Below are 13,911 nucleotides of genomic sequence, written 5' to 3' on the forward strand. Positions count from 1 at the left end.
ACCTTCTTACGTGGCTGTCGCTTAGCGGGTGCCAATGGCACGAATCGAGAAGCGCACTCGCGAGCTCGCGTCCGAGCCCGAGATGCGCGAGGCGATCGAACTCGTCCTCGAGCGCGCGGAGGACGGCGAGATCCAGTGGGTCGACGTGCGCGAGGACCTCACCAGCGGGCAGTGGGGTCGCCTCATCGAGCGCGGCCTCCTCGAGGACGGCGAGGCGGGCTTCGCGCTCGCCGACCGCGGGGCGATCGAATCGGGGCTTGAGTCCCCGGACGAGGATGACCTGACCGGCGGGAGCGACGTGGAGCTCCCCGACTCCGAGGAGACTTCCTGGAGCATCTACGACAAGGGCGCGGCCGTCGTGACGCTGCTGTTCTTCGTCGGCTATTCGTACGGTCCCGTCCGCGGCATCGTGGGCGGTGCGATGGACGTGGTCCTGGGCCCGCTTCAGGACGCGCTCCCGCTGTACGCGGTCATCATGATCATCGCGACGCTCACGGGGCTGTACTCCACGCTGCTGCGCGCGAACCTGATGGACATGGACCGCATGGCGGCCTACCAGGAGCGGATGAAGGACATCCAGGAGCGCCGGAAGGAGGCAAAGGAGCGCGGCGACGACGACGCGATGGAGGCGATCCAAGAAGAGCAGATGGAGGCCATGGGCGACCAGCTCGGCATGTTCAAAGAGCAGTTCCGCCCGATGGTGTGGATCATGGTGCTCACCATCCCCGCGTTCCTGTGGATGTACTGGAAGATCGGGTTCCGCGGCGCGACCGGTCAGCCTGGTCTCGACCTCCAGCCCATCGTGTTGCCCATCTGGGGCAGCGTCACCTGGACGGACACGGTGTTCATCATGCCCGCGTGGATCATCTGGTACTTCCTGTGCTCGATGGCGTTCACCCAGATCATCCAGAAGGGGCTGAACATCTCGATGTCGCCGTCGACGTAAGTCGGTCCCCGAATCCCGCCTGCAGTTTTCCTCGCGCCGTCCCCGTTCTCCGACTCGAAGCCGTCGCTACCGCGTCGCGGTCTTCCACTCCCTGAGTCCGACGACCCCGCCGCCGTGTTCCTCGGGGTCGGCCGCCGTCGCCGCCCACACGAACATCGGGGCGACGTCCGCCGGCTCCCTGCCGCCCTGGTTACCCGTGAGCGGGGTGTTCACGAGTCCCAGATCCAGCGTCATCGCGGTCGCGTCGAGGTCCGCCTCCGCCTGGCGAACGACCGCCTCCGCCCCGGCCTTGGAGACGGCGTACGCCCCCATCCCGGGCTTCGCGTCGCGGGCGATCGACCCGGAGGGGACCAGGACCCGCGCGTCGCGCGCGAGGTACGGGACCGCCTCCCGGACCGCCGCGAACACGCCGCGCACGTTCGTCCGGAGCGTGTCGTCGAACCGGCTGTAGGGTTCCTCGTCGAGCGACATCTCGCCCGGTGCGCCGTGGTTCACCCCGGCGTTGGCGACGACGACGCCGATCCCGTCGCGGTCGCCCGCGCGGTCGGCCCGCTCCATGAGCCGTTCGAGGTCGAACTCGTCGCGCACGTCCGCCCGCAGTCCCGTGACCGTCCCCGGGGCGTCCGCCGAACACTCCTCGGCGGTGGCCTCGACGGCGTCGGCGTCTCGCGAGCAGATCACGACGTGTGCGCCCTCGTCGGCGAACGCCGCGGCGACGGCGCGACCGACGCCGCGCGTGCCGCCGGTGACGACGGCCGTTGTCTCGTCCATGCGCACACACGGGGCGGCGCGGACGTAGTGGTTGCGGACGGACGGGTCGCCCGCCCTTTTATACTGGTCGCCGCCGTACCACGGATGATGCGAGCACCTCGTGACCGCTCCTCGCTGACAGGCGAGGACGTGGTCGTCGTCGGCGGCGGGTTCGGCGGGCTCTCGACGGCCTGCTACCTCGCCGACGCCGGCGCGAACGTAACGCTCCTGGAGAAGAACGACCAGCTCGGCGGCCGCGCCTCCGTACTCGAGGCCGAGGGGTTCCGCTTCGACATGGGCCCGTCGTGGTACCTGATGCCCGACGTGTTCGAGACGTTCTTCGGGCACTTCGACCGAGACCCGGCGGACTACTACTCGCTGTCGCGGCTCGACCCCCACTACCGGATCTTCTTCAAGGACGGCGATCAGGTGGATCTGGTCCCCGATCTCGACGCGAACCGCGAGACGTTCGAGTCGTACGAGGCGGGCGCGGGCGACGCCTTCGACGACTACCTCGCGAAGTCCGAGCGCAACTACGAGATCGGCATGGAGCACTTCGTCTACGAGCACCGCGACGACCTCGCGGACTTCGTCGACCCGGACGTGCTCCGGTACTCGTGGGGGCTGTCGCTGATCGGATCGATGCAGGACCACGTCGAGGACTACTTCGACCACCCGAAGCTCCAGCAGATCATGCAGTACACCCTCGTCTTCCTCGGGGGGTCCCCGCACAACACGCCGGCGCTGTACAACCTCATGAGCCACGTCGACTTCAACCTCGGCGTCTACTACCCCGACGGCGGCATGGGCGCGGTCGTCGACGGTATCGTCGAGATGGGGTCGGAGCTGGGCGTCGAGTACGTCACCGGCGCGCCAGTCACGGCGATCAAGGGCCAGCGCGGCGGCTTCAAGGTGGAGACCGCCGACGGCGACGCCGCGGGCGACTCGGCTGGGAACGGAGCCGCCGCCGGCGACGCCTACTTCCCGGATCTGGTCGTCAGCGACGCCGACTACGCCCACACCGAGCAGGAACTGCTCGCGCCTCGCAAGCGCCAGTACGACGCCGACTACTGGGAGTCGCGCACGTACGCCCCCTCGGCGTACCTCCTGTACATGGGCGTCGAGGGCGACGTGAACGAGCTCGCACACCACACGCTCGTCCTTCCGACCGACTGGGACGAGCACTTCGAGCAGATCTTCGAGGACCCGACGTGGCCCGACGACCCCGCCTACTACCTCTGTGTCCCCTCCCGGACCGACGACACCGTCGCGCCCGAGGGCCACTCGAACCTGTTCGTGCTCGTGCCGGTGGCGGCGGGGCTGGAGGACACGCCCGAACTCCGGAGCCGCTACCGGGACCTCGTGCTCGACGACATCGCCGAGAACACCGGCGTCGACCTGCGCGACCGGATCGTCTTCGAGGAGGAGTTCTCCGTCGACGACTTCGCCGACCGGTACAACTCCATGAAGGGCTCGGCGCTCGGGCTGGCGCACACGCTTCGCCAGACCGCGCCGTTCCGTCCCGGCCACGAGTCGTCGGCGGTCGACGGCCTGTACTTCACGGGGTCGACCACGACGCCCGGCATCGGCGTTCCGATGTGTCTCATCTCGGGGCTGCTCACCGCCGAGACGATGGCCGAGTCGTCCTGACCCCTAAACGATGTCCGCCACAGCCGACCGCACGGACCGCGCCGGCCCCGTCGCGAGCGCCCGCTACCTCCTGAAGCTGTCGCGCCCGCGGTTCTGGCTGTACCTCGCGGGGCCGATCGTCGTCGGCGTCGCCTTCGCCGCGACGACCGTCGCGGAGCTGTTCGCCCCCGAGAACGTCCTCCTGTTCGCCTACTTCCTCCTCCCGGCGAACCTGTTCCTCTACGGCGTCAACGACGTGTTCGACCGCGACGTCGACGAGGGCAATCCGAAGAAGGACGGCCGCGAGGTGCGCTACGGGGGCGACAGGCTCGTCCCCGCGGTCGTCGTCGCCTCGCTGGCGCTGGGCGCGGGCACGTTCGCGATCGCGCCGCCCGCGGCGTGGCCGTTCCTCGCGGGCTTTTTCGTCCTCGGCGCGCAGTACTCGGCTCCGCCGCTGCGGTTCAAGACGACGCCGCTGCTGGACTCGCTCTCCAACGGGCTGTACGTCCTCCCCGGTGCCGCCGCGTACGCACTAGTCGCGGGAGCGGCCCCGCCGGCCGCGGCGCTGGCGGGCGCGTGGCTGTGGGCGATGGGGATGCACACGTTCTCGGCGATCCCCGACATCGAACCGGACCGCGCGGCCGGGATCCGGACGACGGCGACCGCACTCGGCCAGTCACGGACGCTCGCGTACTGCGCGGGCTGCTGGCTCGCCGCGGCGGGCGGGTTCGCGCTGGTCGACCCGCGGATCGGAGCGGTGTTGCTCGCGTACCCGGCGCTGGTCGCCGCTGTGCGCTGGGCCGGCGTCGCGATCGACCGGGCGTACTGGTGGTTCCCGGCGATCAACACGGTCGTCGGCGCGCTGCTCACGATGGGCGCGCTGACGCGGATCGTTCCCCCGGGGGCGGTGCTCCCGTGAGCCCCGAGACCGGACCCGGGCGGCTCGCGGCGCTCCGCGAGGCCGTGCCCGCCGACCGCCGGGAGGCCGAGTCGCGGCTGGACGCGCTCGTGCGCGAGAACCGATTCACCATCTCCGTCGTCTTCCCCGTCGTCGGTGCCGTGCTGCTCGTCGCCAGCGCCGAGGGCGTCTTCGACGGGACGGCGCTCGCGCCGCTGGCGTTCAACGGCGGCATGATCCTGCTGGGGACGCTCGTGATGCGCTCGCCGCTCGTGGTCGGTCTCGCGCCGCTCGTCGGCCGACGCGAACTCGCGGGGATCGGCCTCCTGTCGGCGTACGCATACGCGATCGAGTACGTCGGCGTGACGACCGGGTGGCCCTACGGCGAGTTCGAGTACCTCGTCGCGCTCGGGCCGGAACTTGGCGGCGTTCCCCTCGGCCTGCCGGTGTTCTTCCTCCCGCTGGTCGCGAACGCGTACCTGCTGTGTCTGCTCCTGCTGGGCGACCGCGCCGAGCGGACCGCGACCCGCCTGCTCGCGGTGATCGCGCTGGTGCTCGTGCTCGACGTGGTGCTCGACCCGGGCGCGGTCGCGCTCGGCTTCTGGGCGTACGAGGGGGTCGCGAACGCGGGCGCGCTCGGCGTGCTCTCGGGCGGGGGGTTCTACGGCGTCCCCCTCTCGAACTACGCCGGCTGGGTCGTCTCCGCCACGGTGGCCGTCGTCGTCCTCGACGCCGCCTTCGACCGCGCGGCGCTGCGTCGGCGGCTCGCGGACTGCGAGTTCATGCTCGACGACATGGTGAGCTTCGTGCTCCTGTGGGGCGGGGTGAACCTGTGGTTCCTGAACCCCGTCGCCTGCGCGGTCGCCGTCGCCGTCGGCGTCGGCCTGATCCGGGCGGACCGCTTCGACGCGTCGCTGCTGCGACAGGCGGTCTGAGGGAGCGTCGCCGGTCGCCGGTCGACAGACCGGGCGAGACAGGTCGTCGGCCGGCGGCGGCCCGTCAGCGAGCGGCGACGTGGTCGCCGTGGCCCGCGCCCGAGTGACTGGAGTCGCTGTCGCCGTAGGGGATACACGAGACGCGTCGGAACACCGTCTCTGGGTCCTTGCTCCGGAACCACGCCCAGCGCGTCCTGACGAACAGCTTCAGCTTGCGGAGCGTCGACAGCGAGGGCGTCTCCGAGAGAGTGTCGAACCCGCGCTCGCGGATGAGCGCGTGGTGCTCGGCGTACAGCACCGCCGCGAGCAACACGGCGAACTGGCAGTCCTCGGGGAGGTACTTGATCCCGGCGACCCCCTCCTTGTACAGCGACTCCGCGCGGCGCAGTTCGTGACGCATCACGGCCTCGACGCGCTCGTCGAACTCGAAGCGCTTCAGTTGGTCCTCGGTGACGCCGTACTCGCGCAGCGTCTCCTGCGGGAGGTAGACCCGGTCGAGGTCGACGACGTCCTCGCGCACGTCGCGCAGGAAGTTCGACAGCTGGAACGCCTCGCCCAGCGCCGTCGCGTGCGGCAGCGCCGCCTCGGGCTCGTCGGGCTCCATCACCGCGGTCATCATCCGGCCGACCGCGGAGGCGGACCCGTCCATGTACGCCTCCAGGTCGTCGTACGTCTCGTACCGGTCGGTGTCGATGTCCGACCGCATCGCCTCGATGAACGTCTCCACGTCCTCGTCGGCGATACCGTGCTCCTCGCGCATCTCCGCGAACGCGGCGAGGACGGGGTCGTCTGCCTCCTCGCGCCCGAGCGCCGCGTCGCGGAGGTGATCCAGTTCGCGGCGCTGTTCGGCTGGCGGGGCCGTTTCGGCGGCGTCGACGACCTCGTCGGCGACCCGGAAGAACGCGTACAGCACGTACGTCGGCTCACGCACCCGTTCGGGCAGCACTCGCGTCGCGAAGTGGAAGGTCTTTCCCGTCCGCTGTTGGATGCGCTTGCTCCGGGCGATCTGATCGTCGTCTACCATCGCCGGACTCGCGAACCACGCGCTCGGTCGGAAGTGTCCCGTCGGCGCATCTGAACGAACACCAATACGGCGGCCGACACCATAACAGTTGGTGCGCGCGGCTGCCCGGTTTCGGGTCGCGATCGACCTCCTGGTTACACCCGACGACCCGCCCGGAGGCGTTCGGGTCAGCCGTAGAACGGATCCGAGCAGTCGAAGACGACGCCGTGTTGCGGGCAGACGTACTCGCAATGGCGGTGAACCATCGACGCGCCGCAGTAGGGACACGGTCGGGTTCGCTTCACGGTTCCGTCTCTCTCAGTCGCCGTTCGTCCCTCCTCGGTCGCGTCCGGGTCGTCGCCCGCGCGGTCGGCGGCGCTGTCGCGGTCGCGGTCGGCGGTGCTGTCGCGGTCTCCGTTCCCCACAGTCGTCGCGTCCGCCTCGCCCATGTGCCGAGTCGATCCCGACGGGTCAAAGCGATTCGGGTCGGCCCGTCGGTCGGCGCACTCCAGTCGCCGCCGACCATCGGATCGGCCCTCCGGTCGCCCGACCGCGGTACCGATTTACGCCTGCAGCCCGTTATCCGGTCGAATGGACGAATCCACCCCGCGTCGTCTCGCCGTCGCGGCCGCCTCCGGCGTCGCGGTCGTCGCCGGGACGTTCCTCGTGACCGGCTTCTCCCCCCGGTGGGTCGTCGTCGCGGTCGCACAGACCCTGCTGTTGCTCATGCCGGACGCGCTGCTGGCGGCCGGGATCCAGGGGCTCGGCAGCGCCGGCCAACCGCTGCTCGTCGCCGGCGCGGGCGCGGTCACCGTCGGCCTGTTCGCCGCCGTCGCGGCGCTCGCGCTCCGGTTCGGTCGCGCCGCCGGCCGGGATCGCGCGGAAATAGTGTTCCTGGCGGGCGCGTCTCAGGCGCTCGCGGCGTTCGTGATCGCCGTGTCGCCGGGGGCGGCCCTCGTCGGCGGCGTCGCCGGCGGCGCGAGCGTCGGCCTCGCCGGTCGGGCGGCGACGGGCGAGGTGAGTCGCGCCAGGCGCGGTCTGCTCCGTTCGGCGGGCGTCGCCCTCGCGACCGTCGCCGTCGCCGGCGCGGGGCCGCTCGCGCGTGCGGTCCGCGACTCGGGCGGCGGCGACGCCGCCGACGAGGACGTCGAGATCGACCCCGTCGTCGAACGCCTGCTCGCGACGGCCGACGACCGCTCGTTCGACCTCTCGGGCGCGGAGCCGCTCGTCTCTGAGTCGTTCTATCAGGTGGACATCAACGCCGCCGACCCCCGAGTCAATCCGGAGACGTGGACCCTCCGGCTCACGGGGTCCGTGACCGAGCCGCTGGAGGTGGATTTCGCGTCCCTGCGCGAGCGTCCGACCGAGCACCGCTTCGTCACGCTGCGGTGCGTGGGCGACCAGCTGAACGGCCGGAAGTTCGACACGGCGCTGTGGACTGGCGTCCCCGTCTCGGACCTGCTGGCGGACGCCGGGGTCCGCGAGGAGGGCTGTTGCGTGATGGTCCGCGCCGCCGACGACTACTACCAGGAGTTCCCGGTCTCGGCGCTCTCGGACGCGATGCTGGCGTTCCGCATGAACGGCCGGCCCCTCCCGCGGGGCCACGGCGCGCCGGTTCGCCTCCTCGTCCCCGGCCATTGGGGCGAGATCAACGTGAAGTGGATCTCCGAGATCGAGGTGTTGGAGGAGGAGGCGACCGGCTACTGGGAGGAGCGCGGCTGGCACGGCACCGGCCCGGTGTCGACGACCGCGACGCTCCACCACGTCGAGACCGACGACGGTACGGTGTCCGTCGGCGGCCACGCCTACGCCGGCGTCCGGGGGGTCTCGACCGTCGAGGTGTCGACCGACGGCGGCGACACCTGGACCGAGGCGGAGCTCACCGATCGCCTGCCCGGGGCGACGCCGGCGACCGCCGAGGCAGACGACCCCGCGGTCGTCGACGGCGAGGCCGAGGACGCCTGGCGAGGGTGGCGCTACACCTACGAGGCCGACGCCGAACACGAGGTGGTCGTCCGGGCGATCGAGGCCGACGGGACGGTCCAGCCGAGCGAGGAGTCCGATCCGTTCCCCAACGGCGCGTCGGGGTGGGTCTCGCGGACGGTCTCGCCGTAGGGCGGGACAGACGGAATATCCCAGTATCCCGTCCCGTCCCCTCGCTCCGGGGTCGCCGACGGTCGATCGGAGGGATTACCGGCGCTCGTCGCGCGTGTGGAACCATGAGCGATACGCGCGACCTCGCCGGCGACGACCGCGTGGTCGGGGGCGGGGCCGCCCTCGTCGGCGCGGCGTCGACGGCGGCGTTGGTCGCCGCGAGCGGACTCGCGCTCGCGACCGGCCGGGTGAAGCTGTTCGGGATCGGCTGGATCGCGTTCGCGGCGATGTCGGTGGCGGGCTGGTTCGGGTCGCGAGCGCCCCGGCACCACACCGGGACGCTCGTGTGGGGGTACGGGCTCGCCGCGGGCGCGATGATCACGAGCGCGGCGGTGTTCCTGCTCCCGCAGGCGATGGGCCAGCACGCCGTCTTCGGCGGCTTCGGCGTCGCGCTTGGCCTGCTCGTCGGCTACGGCGCACACACCCTCGGGCACCGACTCGCTCACATGGACCTCCCAGTCGATCGCTCGCTCGCGGAGCTGACCGCCCACGCCGTCAGCGCCGGCGCGATCATCGGCATCATCTACGGCAACATGCCCGAACTCGGCCTGCTGCTCGGCGTCTCTATCGTCTCGCACAAGGGCCCCGCGGGCTACGCGGCCGTCCACCGCTTCGCCGGCCGCGGCGGCGACTGGTCCGCGATCCTCCTGCCCGCCGCCGGCGTCGGCGTCGCCGCCGTCGCCTCGTCGTTCCTCGCGCTCCCCGCCTCCGGGGCGGTGCGGGGCGTCGTCTTCGGCTTCGCGACCGGCGTGTTCCTCCACGTCGCGATGGACTTCCTCCCCGAGTGTGAGATCGGCAGCGAGGTCCACGAGTCGCTCGAACACGAGGGCGACGCCCACGAGCTGCTCGACCGGCTCCGCGTTCACGCCGTCGCCAGCACGGCCGTCGGCGGCCTGGCGGTGTTCCTCGCGTGGACCGTCGTGGCGTGAGTCGCAGGCGGGAGACCGGCGGCGGATCGATCCGGCGACTGTCGGGCCGTGAAACCCGGCCGGTCGCCGGTCCGAACCGTTATTACCGCCGTCCGTCAGCACGCCGACGTGAAGCGACGAGCGCTCATCGGCCCGTTGGCTGCCCTAGGACTCCTCGGCGTCGGCGGCTACGCGGTCACACGGACCGCCTCCGGGGGGTCGACACCGTCGTCCGCCTCGCGGTCGAGCTAGCACACGCGGACTCCGCGCGAGACGCCGACCCCCGAGCCGACTGGGACGCCGGAACCGACGGCGACCCCGTCGCCGACGCCGACGCGGACCCCCGCGCCCGAGGACCGCACCACGGTCTACGGGGAGATCGCGTTGACTGTGATGAACCCGATGGTGGTGTCGAGTATCGCGGTCGACGGGGAACGGCAGCGCCCCGGTGAGGGGTTCGTCTACCTCTTCGTCGAGTTGCGCGCCGAGAACCGCGCGGACGAACTGCTGAATCCTCCCTACCGCCTCGGCTACACCCACGACGGCTCGGACTACGAGGTCCGCACCGACTCCGATCACGAGGCCGAATCGCTCGACGACCCGAGCGTCGATCTGTACGACAACAGCGGCACATTCGGCGTGGGTGCCACGGTGGACGGGTGGGTGTACGGGGCCGTCCCGGCCGACGCCGAGTGGGTCACGTTCGTCTGGGAGTACACCGATTTCAAGGCGGACGAGGAGACGTTGGAGTGGGAGGTCCGCGTTCCCGAGTGAGGTCGCTCGCTCCGTCGGATCGCCCCACGGGACCGGATCGTCTGTCCGCTCGCCCGTCGGGGACGCCACACCGCGACCCGCTTTAGTATCGCGTCGGTGACCCCCCGTGTATGGCCTCCCAGACCGACTCGGCCCGACTCATGGAGTGCTCGTCGTGTGGAAACCTGGCGATCGGCGGCGGCGAGGTCACGTGTTGTGCGTCGCCCATGGACCGTATCGGTGGCGGCCCGGCGGGCCCGTCCGGTCCCGCTGCGTCCGGTGCGACCGCCGAACGCGACCCCACCGGCGGACGCGATGCGATCCCCCGAACCGGGGCCGTCAGCCGGGACGCGACCGACGGTGACGGGGCGGGCGAAGAGGGCGGATCGGACGGGACGGGGGGAAGCGATCGCGAGGCCGGGAGTGCGGTCGGCGAGGTCGACCTCGACGAGGTCCTGCGGGTCGTCTTCGGGATGTCCCCCGCGGAACTCGACGTCTGCTTGTGCATCATGGAGGGCGGACCGTCGACCGTGGCCGACCTGACCGCGCGGGTCGAGTACGAGCGGACCGTCGTCTCGCGACACCTGAACCACCTCGCGGACCTCGGCGTCCTGGAGAAGCGCCGACAGATCCTCGACCAGGGCGGCGACGTGTACGTCTACTCGCCGGTGCCGCCCGCGGTCGTCCGCGATCGGTTCCACCGGTCGTTCCTCCGATGGGCCGCCGAGGCGACGGCGCGGCTCGACGACCTCAGTCGACAGAAGGTCGAGGGGATCGTCCGGTCGTCGTCGAACGACGAGTGGACGGTGTTTCGAGAGGTCTGACCGGCCGGCGAACGACTCGGCCGGACCGGCCAGACGTCCAGACGACCGATCAGACGGAGTCGTCCGTCGCCGCGTAGACGCCCCCGAGGACGAGGCCGTACGCGACGTGCCACAGGAGCGAGGGCGGCGCGAAGTTGGGGAACGGCGGACTCGCCGGCGACCCGACGGCACCGAGCCACAGCGGCATCACCAGCGCGGCCAGCACGGCCCAGGTCGCGACGCCCCACGCCGCGCCGGCCCCGATGAGCTTCGGCGCGTCCTCGATTCCGGACATCCCCGCGATCCCCGCGAACACGACGCCCAGTACCGCGCCGTGTGAGATGTGTACGGCGAGACCGGCGGCCGGAGCGGCGGGGGGAGCGAGCCCGTACAGCGACGGGATCGCGACGGCGATTGTCGGTTCGTTCATCGCGACGACAAGGACGCCCATCGCGATCCCGCCGGCGATGCCGGCGACGACTCCCGCCCGCCAGTTCCCTGGCGTCGACTCCGTCTCGTGAGCGGCTTCGGTGGTGGTAGACATGCGGTTGGTCTGACGGTGTGTCGGTATATAGCACGCCCTCGGTCCTCACGGCTCCGACAAGACGGCGGTAGGTTCATATACCGGAAGAGATTGCCGCCGTCCTCACGGCTCTCGACGCCCCTCGCGCTTCCTCACGCCTCCCCCACACCTCCCTACGCGTCCCCCGACACCCACGCGTTCACGCGAAATCCATCGGAACGAACCAGATCGTGTACCGGGTCGAACGCGACCGTGTACCGGAACGAACCAGATCGTGTACCGGGAGGGACGCGATCGTGTCGGTGTATCGATGTCTCTTTCCGGAGTATTATGTGAGCCATTCGCATTCGTCCTGGTATGACGTTCGATCCGGAGCGAGTCTCGACGGTGACGTTCGACTCGTACAGCACGCTCGTGGACGTTGACGCCGCCGAGAAGGCGCTCGCGGAACGGGTGGAGGATCCCGAGCCGGTGTCGAAGCTCTGGCGCGCCCGCTCGCTCGAGTACACGTTCGTTTCGAACGCTATCGACGCCTACCAGCCGTTCTACGAGATGAACCGGGACGCCCTCCAGTACGCGCTCGACGCCCACGGCGTCGACATCTCGACGGACGCCCGCGACGAGATCCTCGCGGTGTATCACGAACTCGACGTGTTCGCGGACGTGCGCGACGGGATCGAACGGCTCCGCGACGGCGGCTACGACTGCTACGTCGTGTCGAACGGCAACCCCGAGATGCTCGACTCGATGGTCGAACACGCCGACATCGGCGACATCCTCACGGACACGATCAGCGCCGACGAGGTGGAGACGTTCAAGCCCGACGCCGAGATCTACCGACACGCCGCCGCGCGGACCGGGACGCCGATAGACGAGATCGTTCACGTCACCGCCGGCTGGTTCGACGTGATGGGCGCGCAACACGCCGGGATGCAGGCGGCGTGGGTCGACCGGAAGGCGAGCCCCTGGGAGCCGTTCGGGCCCGAGCCCGACGTGACGATCGAGACGTTCTACGAACTCGCGGAGGCCCTCGGCGTCTGAGCGAAACGCGATCGACTCGTCGCTCGAATCCGGACCACGACAACGACACACGAGAACCCATGAACGTCAGACGAGTCATTCCGAAAGACGCGATACCCAGCGTCGAGGACCCCTCCTTCGGCGAGACGTACAACGGCGACGACGGCGACCGCGTCGTCGTGATCGAGGGCGACGACCGCCCGCGGGCGTACCCGATCCGATACCTCCAGTTCCACGAGATCGTGAACGACGTGGTCGGCGGCGATCCCGTCGCGGTCACCTGGTGTCCGCTGTGCGGAAGCGCGATCGTCTACGATCGCACCCACGACGACACGGTACTGGAGTTCGGCGTCTCGGGCAAGCTCGCGGACGACGACCTCGTGATGTACGACCGCGGGACCGAAAGCGAGTGGAAACAGTCGAGCGGCCGCTGCATCGACGGCCCGCTGTCCGGCGCGGAGCTCGCGGTCCGACCCGCGTCCGTCACCACCTGGGCGACGTTCCGGGAGTCGTATCCGGAGGGAGTCGTCCTCCGACCCCCCGGCGGAACCAGCGAGGCGGCGGGCGAGGACGCCACTCCCCGAGAGATAGACTACGACGGGACGCCCTACGCGTCGTACTTCGAGGGCGACGGCTACGGCCTGAACGCGCACGTGGGCGAGGGCGACCAGCGGGAGTGGAACCGGACGGACCTCGACCCCAAGACTGCGGTCCTCGGGATCGAGGTCGGGGACGACGCGCTCGGCGTTCCGCTCCCGACCGTGCGCGAGGCCGGCGGCGTCGTCACCGCGAGCGTCGGCCGCCGGGACGTGGTCGTCGTCGCGACCGACGACGACGGGATCCACGGGTACGTCGACCCCGGGTTCGAACTGGTGCTCGACGCCGACGAGGGAACCATCCGGGGCGACGGGACGACGTGGGAGCCAGCGACGGGGCGCGGTGACGACGGTCGCCGACTGGAGCGCGTGCCGACCCGCCGGCTGTTCGCGTTCGCGTGGCGCGACGATCACGGCCCGGACGCGTTTCTGGATCCGTGAGGAGCGCGCCGGCTCGCAGCGCCTGCCTCAGCGACCCCGTCGGTAGGAGTCGACGCGATACCGGAAAATCGGCCCAGAGTCGCCGTCAGAACGTGATGACTTCGTAGCCGTCGGCGACGAGATTCCGGACGCTGGGGTGGCCGTCGTTGTCGTCGACCGTGACCACGCCGGAGTCCGCGACGGCGTCCGCGACGCCGAACGCGCCCGAGCAGTAGTCGCAGACGGCCGCGTCGTCGCGGACCGACTGATAGAGGTCGTGGTAGTCGTGGTCCTCGTCCTCGAGTTCGGGTACCCACGTCGTCCCCGCGCCGTCGAAGATCAGTTCGAGTTCGTCCTCGTCGTTCTCGGCGAACTCCTTCGCCGCCTCGAGTCCGTTCACGACGCGCCCGAGGTTCTCGTGTCCGTCCGTGTCCGCCAGAATGATGATCGCTGCTTTCGTCATTACGTCTCACCGTACAGCGGTCAGGAATATAGTGGATGCGTGGACGTGCGCGGTCGCCGCGACCGCGGCACGGGCTTATATACCGCATTGGAGACCGGTCGGATCGGCCG

Annotated in this window: 15 protein-coding genes; 10 read left to right on the forward strand and 5 right to left on the reverse strand. The window is 70.4% G+C overall.

Features of this window, described 5'->3' with window-relative positions; genetic code table 11:
• Positions 1–34: 34 nt before the first annotated feature.
• Positions 35–946: a DUF106 domain-containing protein gene (locus Hbl1158_RS06170; protein WP_234299182.1), complete on the forward strand. Its 912-nt coding sequence runs from the start codon at positions 35–37 to the stop codon at positions 944–946.
• A gap of 66 nt (positions 947–1,012) precedes the next feature.
• Here Hbl1158_RS06170 and Hbl1158_RS06175 read toward each other — a convergent pair whose 3' ends face one another.
• Positions 1,013–1,717: an SDR family oxidoreductase gene (locus tag Hbl1158_RS06175; RefSeq protein ID WP_234299183.1), complete on the reverse strand. Its 705-nt coding sequence runs from the start codon at positions 1,715–1,717 to the stop codon at positions 1,013–1,015.
• Between the two features lie 87 nt (positions 1,718–1,804).
• Here Hbl1158_RS06175 and crtI point away from each other — a divergent pair, with 87 nt between their 5' ends.
• From crtI to cruF, 3 genes are read left to right on the forward strand one after another with little or no spacing between them, the layout of a single operon-like run.
• On the forward strand, positions 1,805–3,346 hold the full coding sequence (gene crtI, locus Hbl1158_RS06180) for a phytoene desaturase family protein (RefSeq protein ID WP_234299184.1): 1,542 nt from the start codon (positions 1,805–1,807) through the stop codon (positions 3,344–3,346).
• Between the two features lie 10 nt (positions 3,347–3,356).
• Positions 3,357–4,244 carry a prenyltransferase gene (locus tag Hbl1158_RS06185; RefSeq protein WP_234299185.1) on the forward strand — a complete coding sequence of 296 codons (888 nt, stop codon included), beginning with the start codon at positions 3,357–3,359 and terminating at the stop codon, positions 4,242–4,244.
• Positions 4,241–5,158, forward strand: coding sequence for a bisanhydrobacterioruberin hydratase (cruF, locus tag Hbl1158_RS06190; protein ID WP_234299186.1), 918 nt, complete (start codon positions 4,241–4,243; stop codon positions 5,156–5,158). The genes Hbl1158_RS06185 and cruF overlap by 4 nt, the downstream gene beginning before the upstream one ends.
• Positions 5,159–5,222: 64 nt before the next feature.
• Here the strand turns inward: cruF and Hbl1158_RS06195 are convergent, their stop codons facing one another.
• Together Hbl1158_RS06195 and Hbl1158_RS17255 are read right to left on the reverse strand one after the other, a co-directional pair.
• Complete coding sequence (locus Hbl1158_RS06195; RefSeq protein ID WP_234299187.1) at positions 5,223–6,182, reverse strand: phytoene/squalene synthase family protein; 960 nt, start codon at positions 6,180–6,182, stop codon at positions 5,223–5,225.
• A gap of 167 nt (positions 6,183–6,349) precedes the next feature.
• A complete protein-coding gene (locus tag Hbl1158_RS17255; RefSeq protein WP_303647455.1) occupies positions 6,350–6,466 on the reverse strand; it encodes an HVO_2523 family zinc finger protein in 117 nt (38 codons plus the stop codon).
• 286 nt (positions 6,467–6,752) lie between these two features.
• On the opposite strand from Hbl1158_RS17255, the gene Hbl1158_RS06205 reads away from it, so the two are divergent.
• The 4 genes from Hbl1158_RS06205 (at position 6,753) to Hbl1158_RS06220 (ending at position 10,800) form a co-directional block, all read left to right on the forward strand.
• Positions 6,753–8,276 carry a molybdopterin-dependent oxidoreductase gene (locus Hbl1158_RS06205; RefSeq protein WP_234299188.1) on the forward strand — a complete coding sequence of 508 codons (1,524 nt, stop codon included), beginning with the start codon at positions 6,753–6,755 and terminating at the stop codon, positions 8,274–8,276.
• Between the two features lie 104 nt (positions 8,277–8,380).
• A complete protein-coding gene (locus Hbl1158_RS06210) occupies positions 8,381–9,244 on the forward strand; it encodes a ZIP family metal transporter (RefSeq protein ID WP_234299189.1) in 864 nt (287 codons plus the stop codon).
• Between the two features lie 372 nt (positions 9,245–9,616).
• The gene (locus Hbl1158_RS06215) at positions 9,617–9,997 is read left to right on the forward strand and encodes a hypothetical protein (RefSeq protein ID WP_234299190.1); all 381 of its coding nucleotides are present in this window, start codon (positions 9,617–9,619) and stop codon (positions 9,995–9,997) included.
• A gap of 110 nt (positions 9,998–10,107) precedes the next feature.
• On the forward strand, positions 10,108–10,800 hold the full coding sequence (locus tag Hbl1158_RS06220; RefSeq protein ID WP_234299191.1) for a helix-turn-helix domain-containing protein: 693 nt from the start codon (positions 10,108–10,110) through the stop codon (positions 10,798–10,800).
• Between the two features lie 49 nt (positions 10,801–10,849).
• Here Hbl1158_RS06220 and Hbl1158_RS06225 read toward each other — a convergent pair whose 3' ends face one another.
• Complete coding sequence (locus Hbl1158_RS06225; protein ID WP_234299192.1) at positions 10,850–11,323, reverse strand: histidine kinase; 474 nt, start codon at positions 11,321–11,323, stop codon at positions 10,850–10,852.
• Positions 11,324–11,659: 336 nt separating this feature from the next.
• Here Hbl1158_RS06225 and Hbl1158_RS06230 point away from each other — a divergent pair, with 336 nt between their 5' ends.
• Positions 11,660–12,343, forward strand: coding sequence for a haloacid dehalogenase type II (locus Hbl1158_RS06230; RefSeq protein ID WP_234299193.1), 684 nt, complete (start codon positions 11,660–11,662; stop codon positions 12,341–12,343).
• Between the two features lie 59 nt (positions 12,344–12,402).
• Positions 12,403–13,359, forward strand: a complete 957-nt coding sequence (locus tag Hbl1158_RS06235) for a DUF3179 domain-containing protein (RefSeq protein ID WP_234299194.1) — start codon at positions 12,403–12,405, stop codon at positions 13,357–13,359.
• An 85-nt stretch (positions 13,360–13,444) separates the two neighbouring features.
• Here Hbl1158_RS06235 and Hbl1158_RS06240 read toward each other — a convergent pair whose 3' ends face one another.
• Positions 13,445–13,801, reverse strand: coding sequence for a hypothetical protein (locus Hbl1158_RS06240; RefSeq protein ID WP_234299195.1), 357 nt, complete (start codon positions 13,799–13,801; stop codon positions 13,445–13,447).
• Between the last annotated feature and the right edge of the window lie 110 nt (positions 13,802–13,911).

Source organism: Halobaculum sp. CBA1158 (assembly GCF_021431925.1).
Taxonomy (GTDB): Archaea; Halobacteriota; Halobacteria; order Halobacteriales; family Haloferacaceae; genus Halobaculum.

What these genes read in the sequence shown, in the direction of transcription:
- Hbl1158_RS06170 (WP_234299182.1), top strand. Translation starts at nt 35, where the DNA reads ATGGCACGAATCGAGAAGCGCACTCGCGAGCTCGCGTCCGAGCCCGAG.
- Hbl1158_RS06175 (WP_234299183.1), bottom strand. Translation starts at nt 1,717, where the DNA reads ATGGACGAGACAACGGCCGTCGTCACCGGCGGCACGCGCGGCGTCGGT.
- crtI (WP_234299184.1), top strand. Translation starts at nt 1,805, where the DNA reads ATGCGAGCACCTCGTGACCGCTCCTCGCTGACAGGCGAGGACGTGGTC.
- Hbl1158_RS06185 (WP_234299185.1), top strand. Translation starts at nt 3,357, where the DNA reads ATGTCCGCCACAGCCGACCGCACGGACCGCGCCGGCCCCGTCGCGAGC.
- Hbl1158_RS06195 (WP_234299187.1), bottom strand. Translation starts at nt 6,182, where the DNA reads ATGGTAGACGACGATCAGATCGCCCGGAGCAAGCGCATCCAACAGCGG.
- Hbl1158_RS06205 (WP_234299188.1), top strand. Translation starts at nt 6,753, where the DNA reads ATGGACGAATCCACCCCGCGTCGTCTCGCCGTCGCGGCCGCCTCCGGC.
- Hbl1158_RS06210 (WP_234299189.1), top strand. Translation starts at nt 8,381, where the DNA reads ATGAGCGATACGCGCGACCTCGCCGGCGACGACCGCGTGGTCGGGGGC.
- Hbl1158_RS06215 (WP_234299190.1), top strand. Translation starts at nt 9,617, where the DNA reads ATGAACCCGATGGTGGTGTCGAGTATCGCGGTCGACGGGGAACGGCAG.
- Hbl1158_RS06220 (WP_234299191.1), top strand. Translation starts at nt 10,108, where the DNA reads ATGGCCTCCCAGACCGACTCGGCCCGACTCATGGAGTGCTCGTCGTGT.
- Hbl1158_RS06225 (WP_234299192.1), bottom strand. Translation starts at nt 11,323, where the DNA reads ATGTCTACCACCACCGAAGCCGCTCACGAGACGGAGTCGACGCCAGGG.
- Hbl1158_RS06230 (WP_234299193.1), top strand. Translation starts at nt 11,660, where the DNA reads ATGACGTTCGATCCGGAGCGAGTCTCGACGGTGACGTTCGACTCGTAC.
- Hbl1158_RS06235 (WP_234299194.1), top strand. Translation starts at nt 12,403, where the DNA reads ATGAACGTCAGACGAGTCATTCCGAAAGACGCGATACCCAGCGTCGAG.
- Hbl1158_RS06240 (WP_234299195.1), bottom strand. Translation starts at nt 13,801, where the DNA reads ATGACGAAAGCAGCGATCATCATTCTGGCGGACACGGACGGACACGAG.